Genomic DNA, 16101 nt, shown 5'->3' with positions numbered 1-16101 from the left:
GGGCCCGGGACAGGATGACCTGCCCGGACCCCCCGGGGGACGATGAGAGCGGCGGGGCCGCTCTCGGTGCGACTAGTTCTTGGTGACCTCGTAGAAGAGGGGCACCGAGTTCCAGCCGAACTCCACGTTGCTGACCGTGTCGGCCCAGACGCCCGTGACGTTCGAGTACCACAGCGGGACGACGGGCAGGTCCGTGAAGAGGACCTCCTGTGCCTTCTGGAAGTCGGCGGTCGCGTCCTCGGGCGACGACGCTGCGGCGCCCTCGGCGAGCAGGCCGTCGAACTCGGTGCTGGTGTAGCGGCCGTAGTTCGATCCGGCACCGGTCTGGTACAGCGGCGAGAGGAAGTTGTACAGCGACGGGTAGTCGGCCTGCCATCCGGAACGGAAGGCGCCGGTCATGGCGTCGTTGTCCTCGTCGTCGAGCAGCTCGGCGAAGGTCGGGTAGGACTGGCCCTCGGCCTTGATGCCCAGCGTGTCGGAGATGCTGTTCGTCGCGGCGTCGACCCAGTTCTGGTGACCGCCGTCGGCGTTGTAGGCGAGGGTGAACGTCGTGTCGCCGTAGGGCGAGATGGCGTCGGCCTCGGCCCACAGCTCCTTGGCCTTGTCGGCGTCGTACGAGAGCACGTCAGAGCCCTCGAGGTCGTCCGAGTAGCCGTCGATGACCGGGGACGTGAAGTCCTTGGCCGGCGTGCGGGTGCCCTGGAAGATGACGTCGGTGATGTCGTCGCGGTTGATCGAGAGCGAGATGGCCTGGCGGCGCAGCTTGCCCTCCTCCGTCGTGCCGTCGAAGTGCTCGAGGTACTGCGGGATGGTGAACGACTGGAAGATCGCTGCGGGCTGGTTGACGTAGCGGTCCGCGAAGTCGCTCTGGTAGGAGGCGAACTGGGCGTCCGGGACCTGGTCGAGGATGTCGAGGTTGCCCGACAGCGCGTCGGCGTAGGCCGCGTCCTGAGTCGTGTAGAACGTGATCGTCAGGCCGCCGTTGACGGGCTTGCGCGGGCCGTCGTAGTCGGGGTTCGTGACGAGCTTGATGTCCTGGTTGTGGGTCCAGGCGCCTTCGCTCTCGAGCTTGTACGGGCCGTTGCCGACGGGGTTCTCGCCGAACGCGTCGACGTCGTCGTAGAACGACTCGGGCAGCGGCGAGAAGGCCGAGTAGCCGAGGCGGAGGGGCCAGTCGGCGGCGGGCGCGGACAGCTCGACCGTGAACTCGGTGTCGCTGACGACCTCGAGCTGGAGGTCGCTGTCGGCCTCGGCGTCGTAGCCGGCGATGTTGTCGAAGAAGTACGAGGCGCTCTGGGCGTTGGAGACCTGAGCGGCCCAGTTCCAGGCCTTCGTGAACGACTCGGACGTGACCGGGGTGCCGTCGGTGAAGGTCTGGCCGTCCTTGAGCGTGATGGTCCAGAGCTGGTTGTCGTCCGACTCGATCGACTCGGCCGCGTCCATCTCGGACTCGCCCTTCGCGTTGTACGAGACGAGGCCCGCGAACACGGAGTCGATGATCTTGCCGCCGCCGACCTCGGTGGTGTTCGAGGGGACGAGCGGGTTCTGAGGCTCGTTGCCGTTGGTGGTGATGATGGCGCTGGAGTCGCCCGAGCCGCTGTCGCCCGAGTCCCCACCGCTGGCGCAGCCCGTGAGGACGAGTGCTGCCGTCCCCACGACGGCGATGGCCCCGAGGCCCATGCGCGTCTTCTTCAATGTTCCTCCTGATGCGGGAAAGGACGCAGCGTGGCCCCCATGAGCCTCGCCGCGTTGGATGCAGTCACCCTAAGCACCGGGCTCAGCCATCTCCAAACCCCTGGGGGAACGGTTACACGACGGAAACCAACTCGCCGGATCTTTGCGTCCGTGGGCGATCTGTTGCGCCGCGGCTGCGAAGAGCGCAAGGATCCGCTGCGAGAAATCAGACAGCTGCCGGGTATCATCCGCTGCCGACCGGAGCGTCCCGTACGATCGGCGCGTGAGCGACAGAGACGACACGCTACCGGCAACGCCGGGGCCGAGGCCGCGCGACGGGATGGCCGGCCCCCTCGAGACGGGGCCGGGTCGACCTGGCAGGGCGCGCCTCCGGGTCGAGATCGCGATCGTGCTCGGGCTGTCGCTCGGCGCCTCGGCGGTGTACTCGGTGCTGTCGATCGCCAACCGGCTGACCCGCGACGAGGCGCTGTCGCAGCAGACGGCGACGCTCAACTCGTCGCTCAGCGACCGGCCCGTCTTCGACCTGATCTACCAGCTGGTCGGCATCGCCGTCGACCTCGTGCCCGTCGCGCTCGTGGCCTACCTGCTCTGGAACGAGGCCCGCCCGCACCTCGGCCGCCTGGGCGTCGACTTCTCGCGCGCCGGCCGCGACGTGCTCGGCGGCGCCGGGCTCGCCCTCGCCATCGGCATCCCGGGCATCGGGCTCTACCTCGTCGGCAAGGCCCTCGACCTGACCGTGACCGTCGTCCCGACCGACCTCGCGGCCGAGTGGTGGACGGTGCCCGTGCTGCTGCTCTCGGCGCTGCGGGCAGGCGTGACCGAGGAAGTCATCGTCGTCGCGTACCTCTTCGCCCGGCTCCGCGACCTCGGCTGGCGCACCTGGCCGATCATCGTCGCCGCCGCGCTGCTGCGCGGCAGCTACCACCTGTACCAGGGCTTCGGGGCCTTCGTCGGCAACGTCGTGATGGGGCTCGTCTTCGGTTGGCTCTACACGCGGACGGGCCGGGTGCTGCCCCTGGTCGTCGCGCACCTCCTGATGGACGCGGCCGTGTTCGTCGGCTACCCGTGGGCGGCGACGACGTTCCCGGCCGCCTTCGGCCTGCCCAGCTGACCCGAGGAGGCGGCGGGCCGGACGAGGGGCGTGGCCTCCCCCGGCCACGCCGACGCCGATCTGCGCCGACTTGCCTCGTCACCTCTCGGCGCCCCTTGACACCCGTTCGGGGGGAGCGTGTCATTGTCTCGAGGGTCGAACGGACTCGACAACTCCACACGCACCTCCTCGACCGTCCCCCCGGGTGTCATCCGGGACGGCCCCCGTCACGCCGGCGCCGTCCGCGCCGCTCAGGGGCCGGCACCCGCGGGGACCAGGAGGGAGCCGCCCGCGTCGCCGACGGGATCAGCGACCGGGCGGCTCCCTGCGTCACGGCACGACGGGCGGAGCAGGCGTGCTCAGGCGAAGGCCTCGACCGGCGGGCACGCGCAGAACAGGTTGCGGTCGCCCCAGGCCTGGTCGATGCGACGCACCGGCGGCCAGTACTTGCCGCGAACCAGGGTGCGGACCGGGTACACGGCCTCGTCGCGGCTGTACTCGCGGGTCCACTCGCCGGAGATGACGGACTCGGCCGTGTGGGGCGCGCCCCGCAGGGGGCTCGACTCGGCGGTGAAGCGGCCCGACGCCACGTCGGCGGCCTCGCCCGCGATGGCGATCATCGCGTCGACGAAGCGGTCGATCTCGGCGAGGTCCTCGCTCTCGGTCGGCTCGACCATCAGCGTCCCGGCGACCGGGAACGACATCGTCGGCGAGTGGAACCCGTAGTCGATGAGGCGCTTGGCCACGTCGTCGACGGTCACGCCCGTGGCGTCGCGGAGCGGTCGCAGGTCGAGGATGCACTCGTGTGCGACCAGGCCGTTCTCGCCGGCGTAGAGCACCGGGAAGTGGTCGCGCAGCCGCGCCGCCACGTAGTTCGCCGAGAGCACCGCGGCGCCCGTCGCCGCGGCGAGCCCCTCGGTGCCCATCATGCGGACGTAGGCCCAGCTGATCGGCAGGATGCTCGGCGACCCGTAGGGGGCGCTCGACACGGGGACGCCCGCGTGGACGAGCCGCTCGCCGGCCGCGGCGGGCTCGGCGCCCGTGCGACGGTCGGCCTGCTGTGCCAGGGGGTGGCCGGGCAGGTACGGGGCGAGGTGGGCCTTGGCCGCCACGGGCCCGACACCAGGACCGCCGCCCCCGTGCGGGATGCAGAACGTCTTGTGCAGGTTCAGGTGCGAGACGTCGCCGCCGAAGTCGCCGAACCGGGCGAAGCCGAGCAGCGCGTTGAGGTTCGCGCCGTCGACGTACACCTGGCCGCCGGCCGCGTGCACCGCGTCGGTGACCTCGCGGATGTCGTGCTCGTAGACGCCGTGCGTCGACGGGTACGTGATCATCAGCGCCGCGAGCTCGTCACGGTGCTGCTCGACCTTGGCACGCAGGTCGCCGAGGTCGACGTCGCCCTGCTCGTTGCAGGCCACGACGACCACGCGGAGCCCCGCGAGCACGGCGCTGGCCGCGTTCGTGCCGTGCGCGCTCTGCGGGATGAGGCACACGGTGCGGGCCGTGTCGCCGGCGGCGAGGTGGAAGCCGCGGATCGCGAGCAGGCCGGCGAGCTCGCCCTGGCTCCCGGCGTTCGGCTGCAGCGAGACGGTGTCGTAGCCGGTGACCTCGGCCAGCCAGCCCTCGAGCTGGCCGATCATCTCGAGGTAGCCCTCGACGTCGGAGGCCGGTGCGAACGGGTGCACGGCCGCGAACTCGGGCCACGTCACGGCCGCCATCTCGGTCGCCGCGTTGAGCTTCATCGTGCAGCTGCCGAGCGGGATCATGCCGCGGTCGAGCGCGTAGTCCTTGTCGGCGAGGTGCTTGAGGTAGCGCATCATGCTGGTCTCGCTGCGGTGCGTGCGGAAGACCGGGTGCGTCAGGAAGTCGGAGGTGCGGCGGAGGCCCTCCGGCAGCACCTCGTCGCGCTCGTCACGCGCCTCGCCGCCGACTGCGGGCGACGCCGCGGGCAGGGAGACGCCGAGCACGTCGGCGACGACCTCGAGGTCGTCGCGCGTCGTCGTCTCGTCGAGCGACAGGCGGACGCAGTCGGAGTCGACGGCCCAGAGCAGGTAGCCGCGAGCGTGCGCGGCGGCGACGATCTCGTCCGCCCGGCCGGGCACGAAGACCTGGAGGGTGTCGAAGAACACGTCGCTCTCGAGCTCGAGGTCGCTCGAGCGCACGGCGGCCGCGAGGTCGGCGGCGTGCGCGTGGACGCGCGACGCGATGTGCCGGAGCCCCCACGGGCCGTGGTACACGGCGTACATCGAGGCCATCACGGCGAGCAGGACCTGGGCGGTGCAGATGTTCGACGTCGCCTTCTCGCGGCGGATGTGCTGCTCGCGGGTCTGCAGGCTGAGCCGGTAGGCCGGGTGGCCCTCGACGTCCTGCGAGACGCCGACGAGACGACCGGGCAGCTGACGCTCGAGCCCGGTGCGGACGGCCATGTAGCCGGCGTGCGGGCCGCCGAAGCCCATCGGCACGCCGAACCGCTGGCTCGTGCCGACGGCGACGTCGGCCCCGAACTCGCCGGGCGGGCGGAGCAGGGTCATCGCGAGCAGGTCGGCGGCGACGACCGCGAGGCCGCCGGCGGCGTGGACGGCGGCGACGACCGCCTCCGGGTCCCAGACGCAGCCGGAGGCACCGGGGTACTGCACGAACACGCCGAAGGCGTCGGGGATCTCGGCCGGGTCGATGCTGGAGAGCTCGAGCTCGACGAGCTCGATGCCCACGGCCTCGGCGCGCCCGGCCAGCAGGGCCTTCGTCTGCGGCAGGGCGTCGGAGTCGACGACGAAGACGTCGGTGCGCGCCTTCGAGGCACGACGGGCGAGGAGCATGCCCTCGACGACGGCGGTGCCCTCGTCGAGCATCGACGCGTTGGCGGTCGTGAGCCCCGTCAGCTCGGAGACCATCGTCTGGAAGTTGATGAGCGCCTCGAGCCGGCCCTGCGAGATCTCGGGCTGGTACGGCGTGTAGGCCGTGTACCAGCTCGGGTTCTCGAGCACGTTGCGCTGGATCACGGCGGGCGTGACGGTGTCGTAGTAGCCGAGGCCGATCATGCTGCGCGAGGGGCGGCCGCGGTCGGCGAGCGCGCGGAGCTCGGCCAGCGCCTCCTTCTCGCCGATCGGCGCCGGCAGCACCGAGGCGTCGACGGGCTCGGCGTGGATGCTGTCCGGCACGGCGGCACGGACGAGCGACTCGACGCTGTCGTGGCCGAGCAGCTCGAGCATGGCCGCCTGGTCGGCGGCCGTGGTGCCGACGTGGCGGTCGACGAAGCCGGTGGCGGCCCGGTCGGACCAGTCGCCGAAGACGGACCCCTGCGCGTCGCTCATTCGGCGGTGAGGGCGACGTACTCGTCGCGCGAGAGGAGGGACAGGCCGTCGGTGCTCGACAGGGTGATCTTGATCAGCCAGCCCTCGCCGAACGGGTCGCTGTTGACGAGGTCGGGACTGTCGACGACGGCCTGGTTGGCCTCGAGCACGGTGCCGAGGGCGGGGGCGTAGAGCTCGCCGACCGACTTGGTCGACTCGATCTCGCCGACGACCTTGCCGGTCTCGACCTCGGTGCCCTCGGCGGGCAGGTCGACGTAGACGACGTCGCCGAGCTTCTCGGCGGCGTAGTCGGTGATGCCGACGGTGGCGGTGTCGCCGTCGATGAGCAGCCACTCGTGCTCGGAGGTGTACTGCAGGGCGGTGAGATCGGTCATGGCCGGTCCTTTCGAGGAGGCAGGGGCGCCGAGGCGGCGGGGGCTGGGGCTGGGTCTGGGTCTGGGTCTGGGGAGAGAGTCGAGGAGGCGGGCGTGCGGGAGCGGGTCAGCCGCGCTTGTAGAACGGCAGCGACACGACGGCAGCGGGGATCGCGGTGCCGCGGACGTCGACGGCCAGCGCGGGGCCGCGGTCGACGACGTCGGGGTCGACGAACGCCATGGCGACGGGGTGGCCGAGCGTGGGCGAGAGGGCGCCGCTCGTGACCTCGCCGACGACGGTGCCGTCGTCGGTGACGACCGCGTAGCCGGCCCGTGCGGCACGGCGGCCCTCGAGCGTCAGGCCGACGAGCACGCGGGCCGCGGGGGCAGGCTCGACGCCCGCCTTGCCCACGAACTCCTTCGAGGTGTCGACGACGCGGCCGAGGCCGGCCTGCGCGGGGCGCACGTCGAGGCCCAGCTCGTGGCCGTAGAGCGGCATGCCCGCCTCGAGGCGGAGCGTGTCGCGGCTGGCGAGCCCGGCGGGGACGAGGCCGCGCGGGCCGCCTGCCTCGGCGAGGGCACCCCAGAGCTCGGGGGCGAGCTCGGGCGCGAGGTAGAGCTCGAAGCCGTCCTCGCCGGTGTAGCCGGTGCGGGCGATCAGCACGGGGGCGTCGTCGAAGGTGCCCTGGAGCACGCGGTAGTAGCGCAGGGTCGACAGGGGCGCGTCGGGCTGCAGCCGGTCGGCGGTGACCAGCTCGTCGAGCACGCCCTCGGCCTCGGGGCCCTGGATCGCGATGAGCGCGGTGTCGTCGCTCTCGTCGTCGACCGTGACGTCGAAGCCGTGCGCCCGGCTCGCGAGGGCGCCGAAGGCGGCGTCGCGGTTCGAGGCGTTGGCGACGACGAGGTAGTCGTGCTCGTCGAGGCGGTAGACGACGAGGTCGTCGACGATCCCGCCCTCCGGGCTGAGCAGCAACGAGTACTTGGCCCGGCCGACCGCGATGGTCGAGAGGGTGCCCGCGAGCGCCGCGTCGAGGAACGCCCCGGCGTCGGGCCCGACGACGGCGATCTCGGCCATGTGCGACAGGTCGAACAGCCCGGCGGCGGTGCGCACCGCGTGGTGCTCGGCCAGGTCGGAGCTGTAGCGGACCGGCATCTGCCAGCCGGCGAAGTCCGTGAAGCTGGCACCGGCGGCGACGTGGACGTCGTGCAGGGGGCTGAGGCGCTCCTCCTGCTCGTCGGCGACGGCCTCGGCGTCGACCGCGTCGACCAGGTCGAGGGGCGCGCCGTCGGCGGTCGCGACGCCCTCGGTGCCGTCGGCGGCGAGGGGCAGGTCGCCGGTCGTGGTGTCGGGGCCGACAGCGTCGCGCAGGTCGGCGTCGTCGCGCAGGTCGGCGTCGTCGGGGCCGGGCGCGGCGGGCAGGTTCGAGGATGCGTCGGACATCTGCGGACTCCTGGGGGAACGGCCCGGCACCAGGTGACTCGGCCGGGATCGGCGTCGTGCAGCACCTGCACGACGGGGACGCGCACGGCACGGCAGAGCCGCGGTCGTGCACCCCCTCTGTCATGGGCCTGAGAGCTTCGCCGGCCACGAGGGCCGACTTTCACCGTGGGCGAGGAGGCGGTGCCGGCGACGCTCGCGCGCCTCCTGCAGGTGCCCCCTGCTTTTCAGAGTGGCCAGTCCGTCGCGGTACGCGGTACCTGAGAGATTGGCGGGGAGCTTGCTCCTTCGGTGCCCGGCGGCGCATCGGCGTGCGCTCCGGGGCTCTCCCGCGACGTGTTCGTGGCCCGGTGTTCTGTTGTGCCGCTCACCCTACAGCGGGCATGTGACAGCGGTGTTTCGGGAGGGACGACGAACGCCCCGACCGGGAGGGTCGGGGCGTTCGGGCCAGGTCGAGACGGCGGGACCTAGGAGGCGGGCTGTGCGGGCTGGCCGGGCTCGGGCGAGCCGGCGGCCTGGTGCGCGGCGACGAGCTCGCGGACGTCGTTCGCCAGCTGCGCGACGCCCTCGGGGAGCATCTCGAAGCCCTCGCGGTTGCCGGGGTTCACGACGAGACCCGTCTGCGCGGGGATCGCCTGCACGAGCTCGGCGGCGGGGATCGTGGCCTGGTACTCGGCGACGCCCTTGACCTGCTCGCCGATCATGTCGGCGTGCGTGAAGGCGGCGAGCATGGGCGTGCCCTCGCGGTCGAAGAGCACCGGCTGCAGGTCGGTCAGGCTGTCCTGGGCGTCGACGGCGGTGGCCACGACGACCTGCGCGTTGACGAACTCGGCGAGGACGGCGTTCATGTCGCCCTCTCCTGCCTGTCCCTTGCTGATGGCCTGCTCGAGGGCGGTCGGTTCGCGGTTCTCTGTAGCGGTCATCCGGCCAGCTTGCACCCTCGACCTCCGTGGCGCCTCCGTGCGGTTAGTCTGAGCCTCCTCGACCTCCGTCGGCGCCCGCCGACGCCCGTCCCGTCACCTGGAGCGCGCCGTGCCCACCAAGACCGTCTCGCTGGTCACCGCCGCCCTCGCCGTCACGCTGCTGCTCGCGGGCTGCGCCGGGACGGACGCCGAGCCCGGCGCCGCGGCCACGCCGGGGATCGTCACGACGACCGGGCCCGACGCGACCGCGACGCCGCTGCCGACCACGACTCCCCCGGCGCCGTCGACGGCCGAGGCGCACGAGGCGCCGCCCGCCTGGGACGCCTGCGTCGCCGCGGTCAGGGCCGAGTACCCGGACCTGCCCCCGCTCGACGACGTCTGGGCCTACGAGGAGGCGGACGTCCGCGACTCGGACTCGGGCGCGGTCGCCGAGGTGCGCTTCGGGCACCTCGCCGACGGCCGGGTCGAGGCGGCGTTCACCTGCCAGATCTCGGGGACGCCCGAGTCGCCCGTGGTCGACCTCGTCTCGCCGGTCGACGTCTAGGACTGCTCGGCCGGTCAGGCCGGCAGGCAGGTCGCGCTGACGGCGGTCGCGTCGAGGTCCTCGTCGCGCTCGACGGCCGTGACGAGGTCCGCCGCCGCGAACAGGGCGGCCGTGCCCTCGGCCTGCGCCTCGCTTGTCTCGATCACCAGGGTGCCCGTCGGCGAGAGCCACGCCGCTGCGCCCGCCGCGATCCGCCGATGCAGGTCGAGGCCGTCCGCCCCGCCGTCGAGGGCGAGGACGGGCTCGTGCAGGCGGGCCTCCGGGGGCATCGTCGCGATGGCGGCCGTCGGCACGTACGGCGCGTTCGCGATCAGCACGTCCACCCGGCCGCGCAGCCGAGCGGGGAGCTCGGCGAAGAGGTCGCCCCCGACGACCGTCGCCCGCTCGCCGAGGTTGCGGCGGGCGCAGCGCACGGCGACGGGATCGAGGTCGGCGGCGACCACGTCGAGCCGGGGGCGGCGGCGCAGCAGCGCCGCGGAGACGGCGCCCACGCCGCAGCACAGCTCGACGACGACGGGGGCCGTGCCGGAGGCGGTCGTCCCGCCGAGCGGGACCTGTCCCCGTCCCGGCGCCGACCGCGGCCCCGGCACTGCGGCGAGCGCCGCGTCGGCCAGCCGCACGAGCAGCTCGGTGCGGCGTCGCGGCACGAAGACGCCCGGCTCGACGACGAGGCGGAGCCCGTCGAAGGCCGCCCAGCCGAGCACCTGCTCGAGCGGCTCGCCCGATGCGCGCCGGGCGACGAGGACCTCGAGCTCGGACCCGACCGCCGCCTCGAGCAGGAGGCGCGCCTCGTCCTCCGCGAAGACGCAGCCGGCCGCCCTGAGCCGCGCGACGACCGCCTCCTCGTCGAGCCCCTGTGCCCCGTGCCCCGCCGCCGTGTCGACCACGGGGCCAGCGTAGGGGCCGATCAGACCGACGAGCCCGTCCCGACGCGCTGTCGGCGGCCACGCGTAGGCTCGGCTCGATCATGAAGCCGCTGACCGAGACCGACATCCGTGAGTCGTTCGTGAACGCCCTCCCCGGCGACCTCGACCGGCTCCCCATCCCCGGCCTGCACGAGATGCTGTGGGGCGAGCGCGAGTTCCTGGGCTGGCGCGACCCGCAGGCCCACCAGCGCGGCTACATCGTGCACTGGATGGACGACCGGCCGGTCGGGCTCGTCGTCCGGTCGTCGGGCTCGTCGCTGCGACCCGGCATCGCCGCCATGTGCTCGCTCTGCCACTCGCCTCAGCCCGCGACGCAGGTGCGCCTGTTCACCGCGCCCAAGGCCGGCGACGCCGGCGCCAACGGCGACACGATCGGCACGTACATCTGCGAGGACCTGGCGTGCTCCCTCTTGATCCGGGTCGCACCTCCGCACCTGAACCCGCCCGAGCAGATCGAGCGCCGCGCGTCGGGCCTTGCCGAGCGCGTTCAGGGCTTCACAGCGAACGTCATGAAGACCGCCTAGCCCCGAACCCCTTCCGTCATCCCTCGCCGGGCATCCCGCCGGGCCGAACGAGAGCGAGTCGCACCATGTCCGTCGTCAAGATCAACGCCATCCACGTGCCCGAGGGCTCGGGCTCCGAGCTCGAGTCCCGCTTCGCCGCCCGCAAGCACTCGGTCGACGGCGCTCCCGGCTTCGAGGGCTTCCAGCTGCTCCGCCCCGTGTCGGGCGACACCCGGTACTTCGTCGTGACGACCTGGGCGGACGAGCAGTCGTTCCAGGCCTGGCAGGCGGACGGCGCCGCCGCGGCGCACGCCGGTCCTCCCGCGGGCCAGGGCGCACCGGCCGACCAGGGCAGCGAGGGCGCCGAGGCACCTCGCCGTCCGGTCGCCACCGGAGCCGACCTGCTCGAGTTCGAGGTCGTCGAGCTCTAGCCGCGGCGCTCGCCCCGCACCCTCGAGTGGACGATGCACCCCGACATGACGGGGTGCATCGTCCACGTCGGGGTGTCACGTGAGGCGGCCCGATGCCGCGGCCGGTCGCGCAGGCGCACCACGCCACCGAGCAGCCGCAGGGCTGTCGCTCGACGTCGAGCGACGTCGCTCGCGATCCCCAGGGGACTCCAGGGTCGGCGCGTAGCCTGCCGACCAGTCGCGACCCGCCCCGAGCCGCCACGAGAGGCACAGGACACCATGGACAACGCAGCACGCACCCCGTCGGCACGATCGAGGTCCGCCCGCTGGATCCCCGCCGTCGTCGTCCCGGCCGCGGTCGTGGCCGCCGGCATCGTCGTGCCGTCGATGGCGGCGAACGCCGAGGTCGTGCTGCCCGACAAGACTCCCCAGCAGGTGCTCGAGCTCGCCGCGTCGAGCGCGGGTGCCTCGTTCTCGGGCACGGTCGAGCAGACGAGCGACCTGGGCCTGCCCGACGTGTCGAGCTTCCAGGGCCAGGGCGGAGCCGGCGACGCGACGAGCGACGCCCTCGAGCTCCTGACCGGCAGCCACACCGCCGAGGTCTTCGTCGACGGCACGGACAAGCAGCGCGTGCAGGTCGTGGAGGACCTGGCCGAGCGCGACGTCGTCCGCGACGGCGACAGCGTCTGGACCTGGGACTCCGAGTCGAAGGAGGCGTCGCACCTGACGCTGCCCGACACGAGCGGCACCGAGGTGCCCACCGCCCTGCCCGACGGCACCGCCGTGCCCCAGACGCCGGCCGAGCTCGCCTCGGCCCTGCTCTCCGCCGTCGAGCCCACCACGACCGTCACCGCGACCGACAACGTGAAGGTCGCCGGCCGCACCGCCTACCAGGTCGTCCTCACGCCCGACGACCCCGCGACGCTCGTCGGCAGCGCGACGCTGACCGTCGACTCCGAGACGGGCGTGCCCCTCAAGGTCGTCGTCGCCGCGAAGGGCCAGGCCGACCCGGCCGTCTCGGTCGGCTTCACCTCCGTCGACTTCAGCGCCCCCTCCTCCGACGTCTTCGCCTTCACGCCGCCCGCGGGGGCCGACGTGACCGAGGTCCCCGCGCCCACGGGCGATGACGCTCGTGCGCACGACGCGGACGGTGAGGCGCCGGAGAAGACCGTTCTCGGCTCCGGCTGGAGCACGATCGTCGGCATCGCCCCCTCCGCTGCCGACGCTGGTGCCTCCGCGCCGACCGGTGACGCCGCCGACGACAGCTCCGCGCTGCTCGACCAGGTGCTCACCCCGGTCGACGGCGGCAAGGTGCTCCAGACCTCGCTCGTCTCGGTGTTCGTCGGCGACGACGGCCACGTGTGGGCGGGCGCCGTCGACGCGGACGCCCTCCAGGCAGTCGTCGCCGCGCAGTGATCGACCGGCGACGTGGGCGGCAGGCGCCGTGAGCGACAGCAGATGCCGTGAGCGACGGGGCTGACCCGGGGTCGGACGTCGACCTCGCCGTCCAGACCGTCGGCCTCGGCAAGACCTTCGGTCGCCAGCAGGCCGTCGCCGACCTCGACCTCGCGGTGCCGCGGGGCAGCGTCTACGGCTTCCTCGGCCCGAACGGCTCGGGGAAGACGACCACCATCCGCATGCTGCTGGGCCTCACGAGCTCGACGAGCGGCTCGATCCGGGTGCTCGGCGGCGCGATGCCCGACCGCGCCCGCGACGTGCTGCCCCGTGTCGGCGCGCTCGTCGAGGGGCCCGCGTTCTACCCGTTCCTGTCGGGGCGAGCCAACCTGATGCGCCTCGACTCGGGCGACCGTCGGGCTCCGGGCGGCACCCGCAAGGCCAGGGTCGCGGCCGCCCTCGACCGTGTCGGCCTCGGCCACGCCGCCGACAAGAAGGCGCACGCCTACTCCCTGGGCATGAAGCAGCGCCTCGGCATCGCGAACGCGCTCCTCATGCCGCGCGACCTGCTCGTGCTGGACGAGCCGAGCAACGGCCTCGACCCGCAGGGCACCCGGGAGGTGCGCGGCCTGATCCGCTCCCTCGCCGACGACGGCACGACGGTGCTGGTGTCGAGCCACCTGCTGGCCGAGGTCGAGCAGATGTGCACGCACATCGGCGTGATGAGCGCGGGACGGCTGCTCACGCAGGGCACCCTCGGCGACCTCCGCGCGCTCGGCACGCACCGCGTGCGCCTGCTCACGCCCGACCCCGACCTCGCCCGCGACGTGCTCGTGCGGCTGGGCCTCGCGCCGGACGACTCGGGCTCGGCCGGTCCTGCCCCGTCCGAGGGAGCGCACGTCGAGGCCGACCTGACGGTCGAGGGGCTGGCGCCCGAGGCGATCGTCGCGGCACTCGTCGCCGCCGACGTGCGGGTGCGCGGCTTCGAGGTGTCGGGCGCGAGCCTCGAGGACCGCTTCGTCGACCTGACCGGGGAGGGCTTCGATGTCGCCGGCTGATCCGATCCCGTCCGACGGGACCACCGCCTCCTCGCCCGCCGACGGGACCGTCGCCGGCTCGCCCGCCGCTTCCTCCTCTGACGCGCCCGCGGCGGAGTTCCCTCGCGGCTCCGGGCTCGCCCTGCTCGGCAGCGAGGTCGTCGTCCTGTTCCGCCGCGTCCGCACGATCGCCCTGCTGTCGGCGCTCGCGCTCATCCCGATCCTGCTCGCCGTCGCGGTCCGGGTGACGACCGACGACGACGGCTCGGGCGGGCGTGGCCCCGCCTTCCTCGGGGACATCACGCAGAACGGACTCTTCGTCTCGCTCACCGCGCTCACGGTGGCCATCCCGCTCTTCCTCCCCCTCACGGTGGGCGTCGTCGCGGGCGACACGATCGCGGGCGAGGCGAGCCTCGGCACCCTGCGGTACCTGCTCGTCACCCCGGTGGGCCGGGTGCGCCTCCTGCTCGTGAAGTACGCCGGCGCCGCCCTGTTCTGCCTCGTCGGCACGCTCGTCGTGGTCGTCGTGGGGGCGATCGCGGGCGCGGCCCTGTTCCCCGTCGGGCCGGTCACGTTGCTCTCGGGACAGACGATCGGCCTGGGCGACTACGCGGGCCGCATGCTGCTGATGGCCCTCTACGTCACCATCTCGCTGCTGGGGCTCAGCGCGATCGGCCTCTTCGCCTCGACCCTCACCAGCGTGCCCGTGGGCGCGATGGCGGCGACGATCGTCCTCTCGACCGTCGCGCAGATCGTCGACGCGCTGCCGCAGCTGGACTTCCTCGACCCGTGGCTGTTCACCCACTACTGGCTCGGCTTCGCGGATCTGCTGCGCGATCCGATCTCGTGGAGCAACTTCGCGGACAACGCCCTGCTCCAGGCGGGATACATCGCCGTCTTCGGCGCTCTGGCGCTCGGACGCTTCACGACGAAGGACGTCCTGAGCTGAGCAGGGCTCCACACCGGTCTACCGTGGATCGGTGACTTCCCGACACCGCCTCCTCCCCGCCGCGGCGCTGGCCGCCGCCGCTCTGCTGACCGTCACGGCCTGCACGACGTCGGCCCCCGAGCCCGAGACCGTCGAGCTCACGGTGGCCACGCCGGAGGCGGCGGTCACCGCCGCCGCGTCGGGCACCGCCGCCGAGAGGGCCGTCGAGACCAGCCGCGCGCTGTGGGGCAGCTCGCCGGTCGTCGTGCTCGCCGCGGCCGACGACCCGGACGCCGTCGCCGAGGCGGCGGAGCAGGGCGAGCGGATCGGCGCGCCCGTGCTGATCGCCGCGGAGGGCATCGACGTCGCGACGGAGGTCGATCGCCTGGGTGCGGCGACGGTGGCGACGGTGGGCGAGAGCCCGTCGACGGACGACCTCGGGCTCGGCGACGTGGACGCCGTGCCGGCCGCCGACGTCGAGGCTCCCGCCGCCCGGGACGCCGACTCCTCGACGCTCGTCGTCGTGTCGGGACCGGACGACGCCGCGGCGTCGGCGACCGCCCGGGCCGCGGGAGCCGAGCTCCTCGCGCTGCCCGAGGGCGTCACCGACCTGCAGCAGGACGCCTCCGTCGTCGGCGCGATGGGCGCCTCCGGGGCGGACTCCACCCTCGTCGTCGGCTCCGCGTTCGCCGACCGGCCCCACCTCGAGTGGTCGGTCGCCGCGGCGCGTTCGGGTGCCGAGCTGCCGGGCGGCGGCCAGCGGTTCTTCCCCGACCGACGGTTCGTCGCCCTCTACGGCGCCCCGGGCACCTCGGCTCTCGGCGTGCTGGGCGAGCAGGACGTCGCGGCGACCGTGGAGCGCGCCGCCGACACGGCGGCGAGCTACCAGGCCTCGTCCGACCGGCCCGTCGTGCCGATGCTCGAGCTGATCGCGACCGTGGCGGCGGGCGACGCCGGCCCCGACGGCGACTACTCGAACGAGCTCGACCCCGAGCGCCTGCGCCCGTACGTCGAGGCCGCGGCCGCCGCCGGGCAGTACGTCGTGCTCGACCTGCAGCCGGGACGGACCGACTTCCTGACCCAGGCCCGCCGGTACGAGTCGCTGCTCACCGAGCCCAACGTCGGCCTCGCGCTCGACCCCGAGTGGCGCCTCGCCCCGGACCAGGTGCCGCTCCGGCAGATCGGCGGCGTGGACGCCGCCGAGGTGAACGGGGTCTCCACCTGGCTGGCCGACCTCGTCGACGCGCGCTCGCTGCCGCCCAAGTTGTTCGTGCTGCACCAGTTCCGGTCGAGCATGCTGCGCGACCGGGCGGCGATCGACCTGAGCCGCCCCGAGCTCACGACCCTCGTGCACGTCGACGGGCAGGGCTCCCAGCCCGACAAGCAGGCCACCTGGCGGGCGCTGCACGACGGCGCCCCCGAGGTCGCGTGGGGCTGGAAGAACTTCTTCGACGAGGACGAGCCCATGCTCACGCCCGAGCAGACGATGACCGAGGTGTCGCCGGTGCCGGACCTCGTCACCTACCAGTAGGAGGCGGTCGGCCCCTC

At 73.3% G+C, this 16101-nt stretch carries 14 protein-coding genes and 1 riboswitch; of the genes, 8 read left to right on the top strand and 6 right to left on the bottom strand.

Annotation, left to right across the window (positions count from 1 at the left end; translation table 11 throughout):
• Positions 1 to 72: 72 nt before the first annotated feature.
• The gene (locus tag IFT90_RS04515; protein WP_192041139.1) at positions 73 to 1695 is read right to left on the bottom strand and encodes an ABC transporter substrate-binding protein; all 1623 of its coding nucleotides are present in this window, start codon (positions 1693 to 1695) and stop codon (positions 73 to 75) included.
• 319 nt (positions 1696 to 2014) lie between these two features.
• On the opposite strand from IFT90_RS04515, the gene IFT90_RS04510 reads away from it, so the two are divergent.
• Positions 2015 to 2806 carry a CPBP family intramembrane glutamic endopeptidase gene (locus IFT90_RS04510; RefSeq protein ID WP_192041436.1) on the top strand — a complete coding sequence of 264 codons (792 nt, stop codon included), beginning with the start codon at positions 2015 to 2017 and terminating at the stop codon, positions 2804 to 2806.
• Positions 2807 to 3144: 338 nt separating this feature from the next.
• Here the strand turns inward: IFT90_RS04510 and gcvP are convergent, their stop codons facing one another.
• From gcvP to IFT90_RS04490, 4 genes are all read right to left on the bottom strand, one after another.
• Positions 3145 to 6096 carry an aminomethyl-transferring glycine dehydrogenase gene (gene gcvP, locus IFT90_RS04505; RefSeq protein ID WP_192041138.1) on the bottom strand — a complete coding sequence of 984 codons (2952 nt, stop codon included), beginning with the start codon at positions 6094 to 6096 and terminating at the stop codon, positions 3145 to 3147.
• On the bottom strand, positions 6093 to 6470 hold the full coding sequence (gcvH, locus tag IFT90_RS04500) for a glycine cleavage system protein GcvH (RefSeq protein WP_123548114.1): 378 nt from the start codon (positions 6468 to 6470) through the stop codon (positions 6093 to 6095). The genes gcvP and gcvH overlap by 4 nt, the downstream gene beginning before the upstream one ends.
• A gap of 106 nt (positions 6471 to 6576) precedes the next feature.
• Complete coding sequence (gene gcvT, locus IFT90_RS04495) at positions 6577 to 7890, bottom strand: glycine cleavage system aminomethyltransferase GcvT (RefSeq protein WP_192041137.1); 1314 nt, start codon at positions 7888 to 7890, stop codon at positions 6577 to 6579.
• Between the two features lie 234 nt (positions 7891 to 8124).
• A riboswitch (glycine riboswitch) is annotated at positions 8125 to 8229 on the bottom strand.
• A gap of 125 nt (positions 8230 to 8354) precedes the next feature.
• The gene (locus tag IFT90_RS04490) at positions 8355 to 8810 is read right to left on the bottom strand and encodes an SseB family protein (RefSeq protein ID WP_192041136.1); all 456 of its coding nucleotides are present in this window, start codon (positions 8808 to 8810) and stop codon (positions 8355 to 8357) included.
• A 109-nt stretch (positions 8811 to 8919) separates the two neighbouring features.
• Here IFT90_RS04490 and IFT90_RS04485 point away from each other — a divergent pair, with 109 nt between their 5' ends.
• Positions 8920 to 9354, top strand: a complete 435-nt coding sequence (locus IFT90_RS04485) for a hypothetical protein (RefSeq protein WP_192041135.1) — start codon at positions 8920 to 8922, stop codon at positions 9352 to 9354.
• A gap of 14 nt (positions 9355 to 9368) precedes the next feature.
• Here IFT90_RS04485 and IFT90_RS04480 read toward each other — a convergent pair whose 3' ends face one another.
• Positions 9369 to 10241, bottom strand: a complete 873-nt coding sequence (locus IFT90_RS04480; RefSeq protein ID WP_192041134.1) for a methyltransferase — start codon at positions 10239 to 10241, stop codon at positions 9369 to 9371.
• 80 nt (positions 10242 to 10321) lie between these two features.
• On the opposite strand from IFT90_RS04480, the gene IFT90_RS04475 reads away from it, so the two are divergent.
• The 6 genes from IFT90_RS04475 to IFT90_RS04450 all read left to right on the top strand — a co-directional run bounded on the left by IFT90_RS04475 (position 10322) and on the right by IFT90_RS04450 (position 16084).
• Positions 10322 to 10804, top strand: coding sequence for an FBP domain-containing protein (locus IFT90_RS04475; protein WP_192041133.1), 483 nt, complete (start codon positions 10322 to 10324; stop codon positions 10802 to 10804).
• 65 nt (positions 10805 to 10869) lie between these two features.
• A complete protein-coding gene (locus IFT90_RS04470) occupies positions 10870 to 11214 on the top strand; it encodes an antibiotic biosynthesis monooxygenase (RefSeq protein ID WP_192041132.1) in 345 nt (114 codons plus the stop codon).
• Positions 11215 to 11472: 258 nt separating this feature from the next.
• The gene (locus IFT90_RS04465) at positions 11473 to 12609 is read left to right on the top strand and encodes an outer membrane lipoprotein carrier protein LolA (protein WP_192041131.1); all 1137 of its coding nucleotides are present in this window, start codon (positions 11473 to 11475) and stop codon (positions 12607 to 12609) included.
• Between the two features lie 47 nt (positions 12610 to 12656).
• Positions 12657 to 13646 carry an ATP-binding cassette domain-containing protein gene (locus IFT90_RS04460; RefSeq protein WP_192041130.1) on the top strand — a complete coding sequence of 330 codons (990 nt, stop codon included), beginning with the start codon at positions 12657 to 12659 and terminating at the stop codon, positions 13644 to 13646.
• A complete protein-coding gene (locus tag IFT90_RS04455) occupies positions 13633 to 14574 on the top strand; it encodes an ABC transporter permease (RefSeq protein WP_192041129.1) in 942 nt (313 codons plus the stop codon). The genes IFT90_RS04460 and IFT90_RS04455 overlap by 14 nt, the downstream gene beginning before the upstream one ends.
• 31 nt (positions 14575 to 14605) lie before the next feature.
• On the top strand, positions 14606 to 16084 hold the full coding sequence (locus IFT90_RS04450) for a hypothetical protein (RefSeq protein ID WP_192041128.1): 1479 nt from the start codon (positions 14606 to 14608) through the stop codon (positions 16082 to 16084).
• The last annotated feature ends 17 nt before the right edge of the window (positions 16085 to 16101 follow it).

This window comes from Frigoribacterium sp. CFBP 8766 (assembly GCF_014841435.1).
Classification (GTDB): domain Bacteria; phylum Actinomycetota; class Actinomycetes; order Actinomycetales; family Microbacteriaceae; genus Frigoribacterium.
Note: the sequence above shows the minus strand (reverse complement) of the source record. Positions and strands in the feature narration are given on the sequence as shown.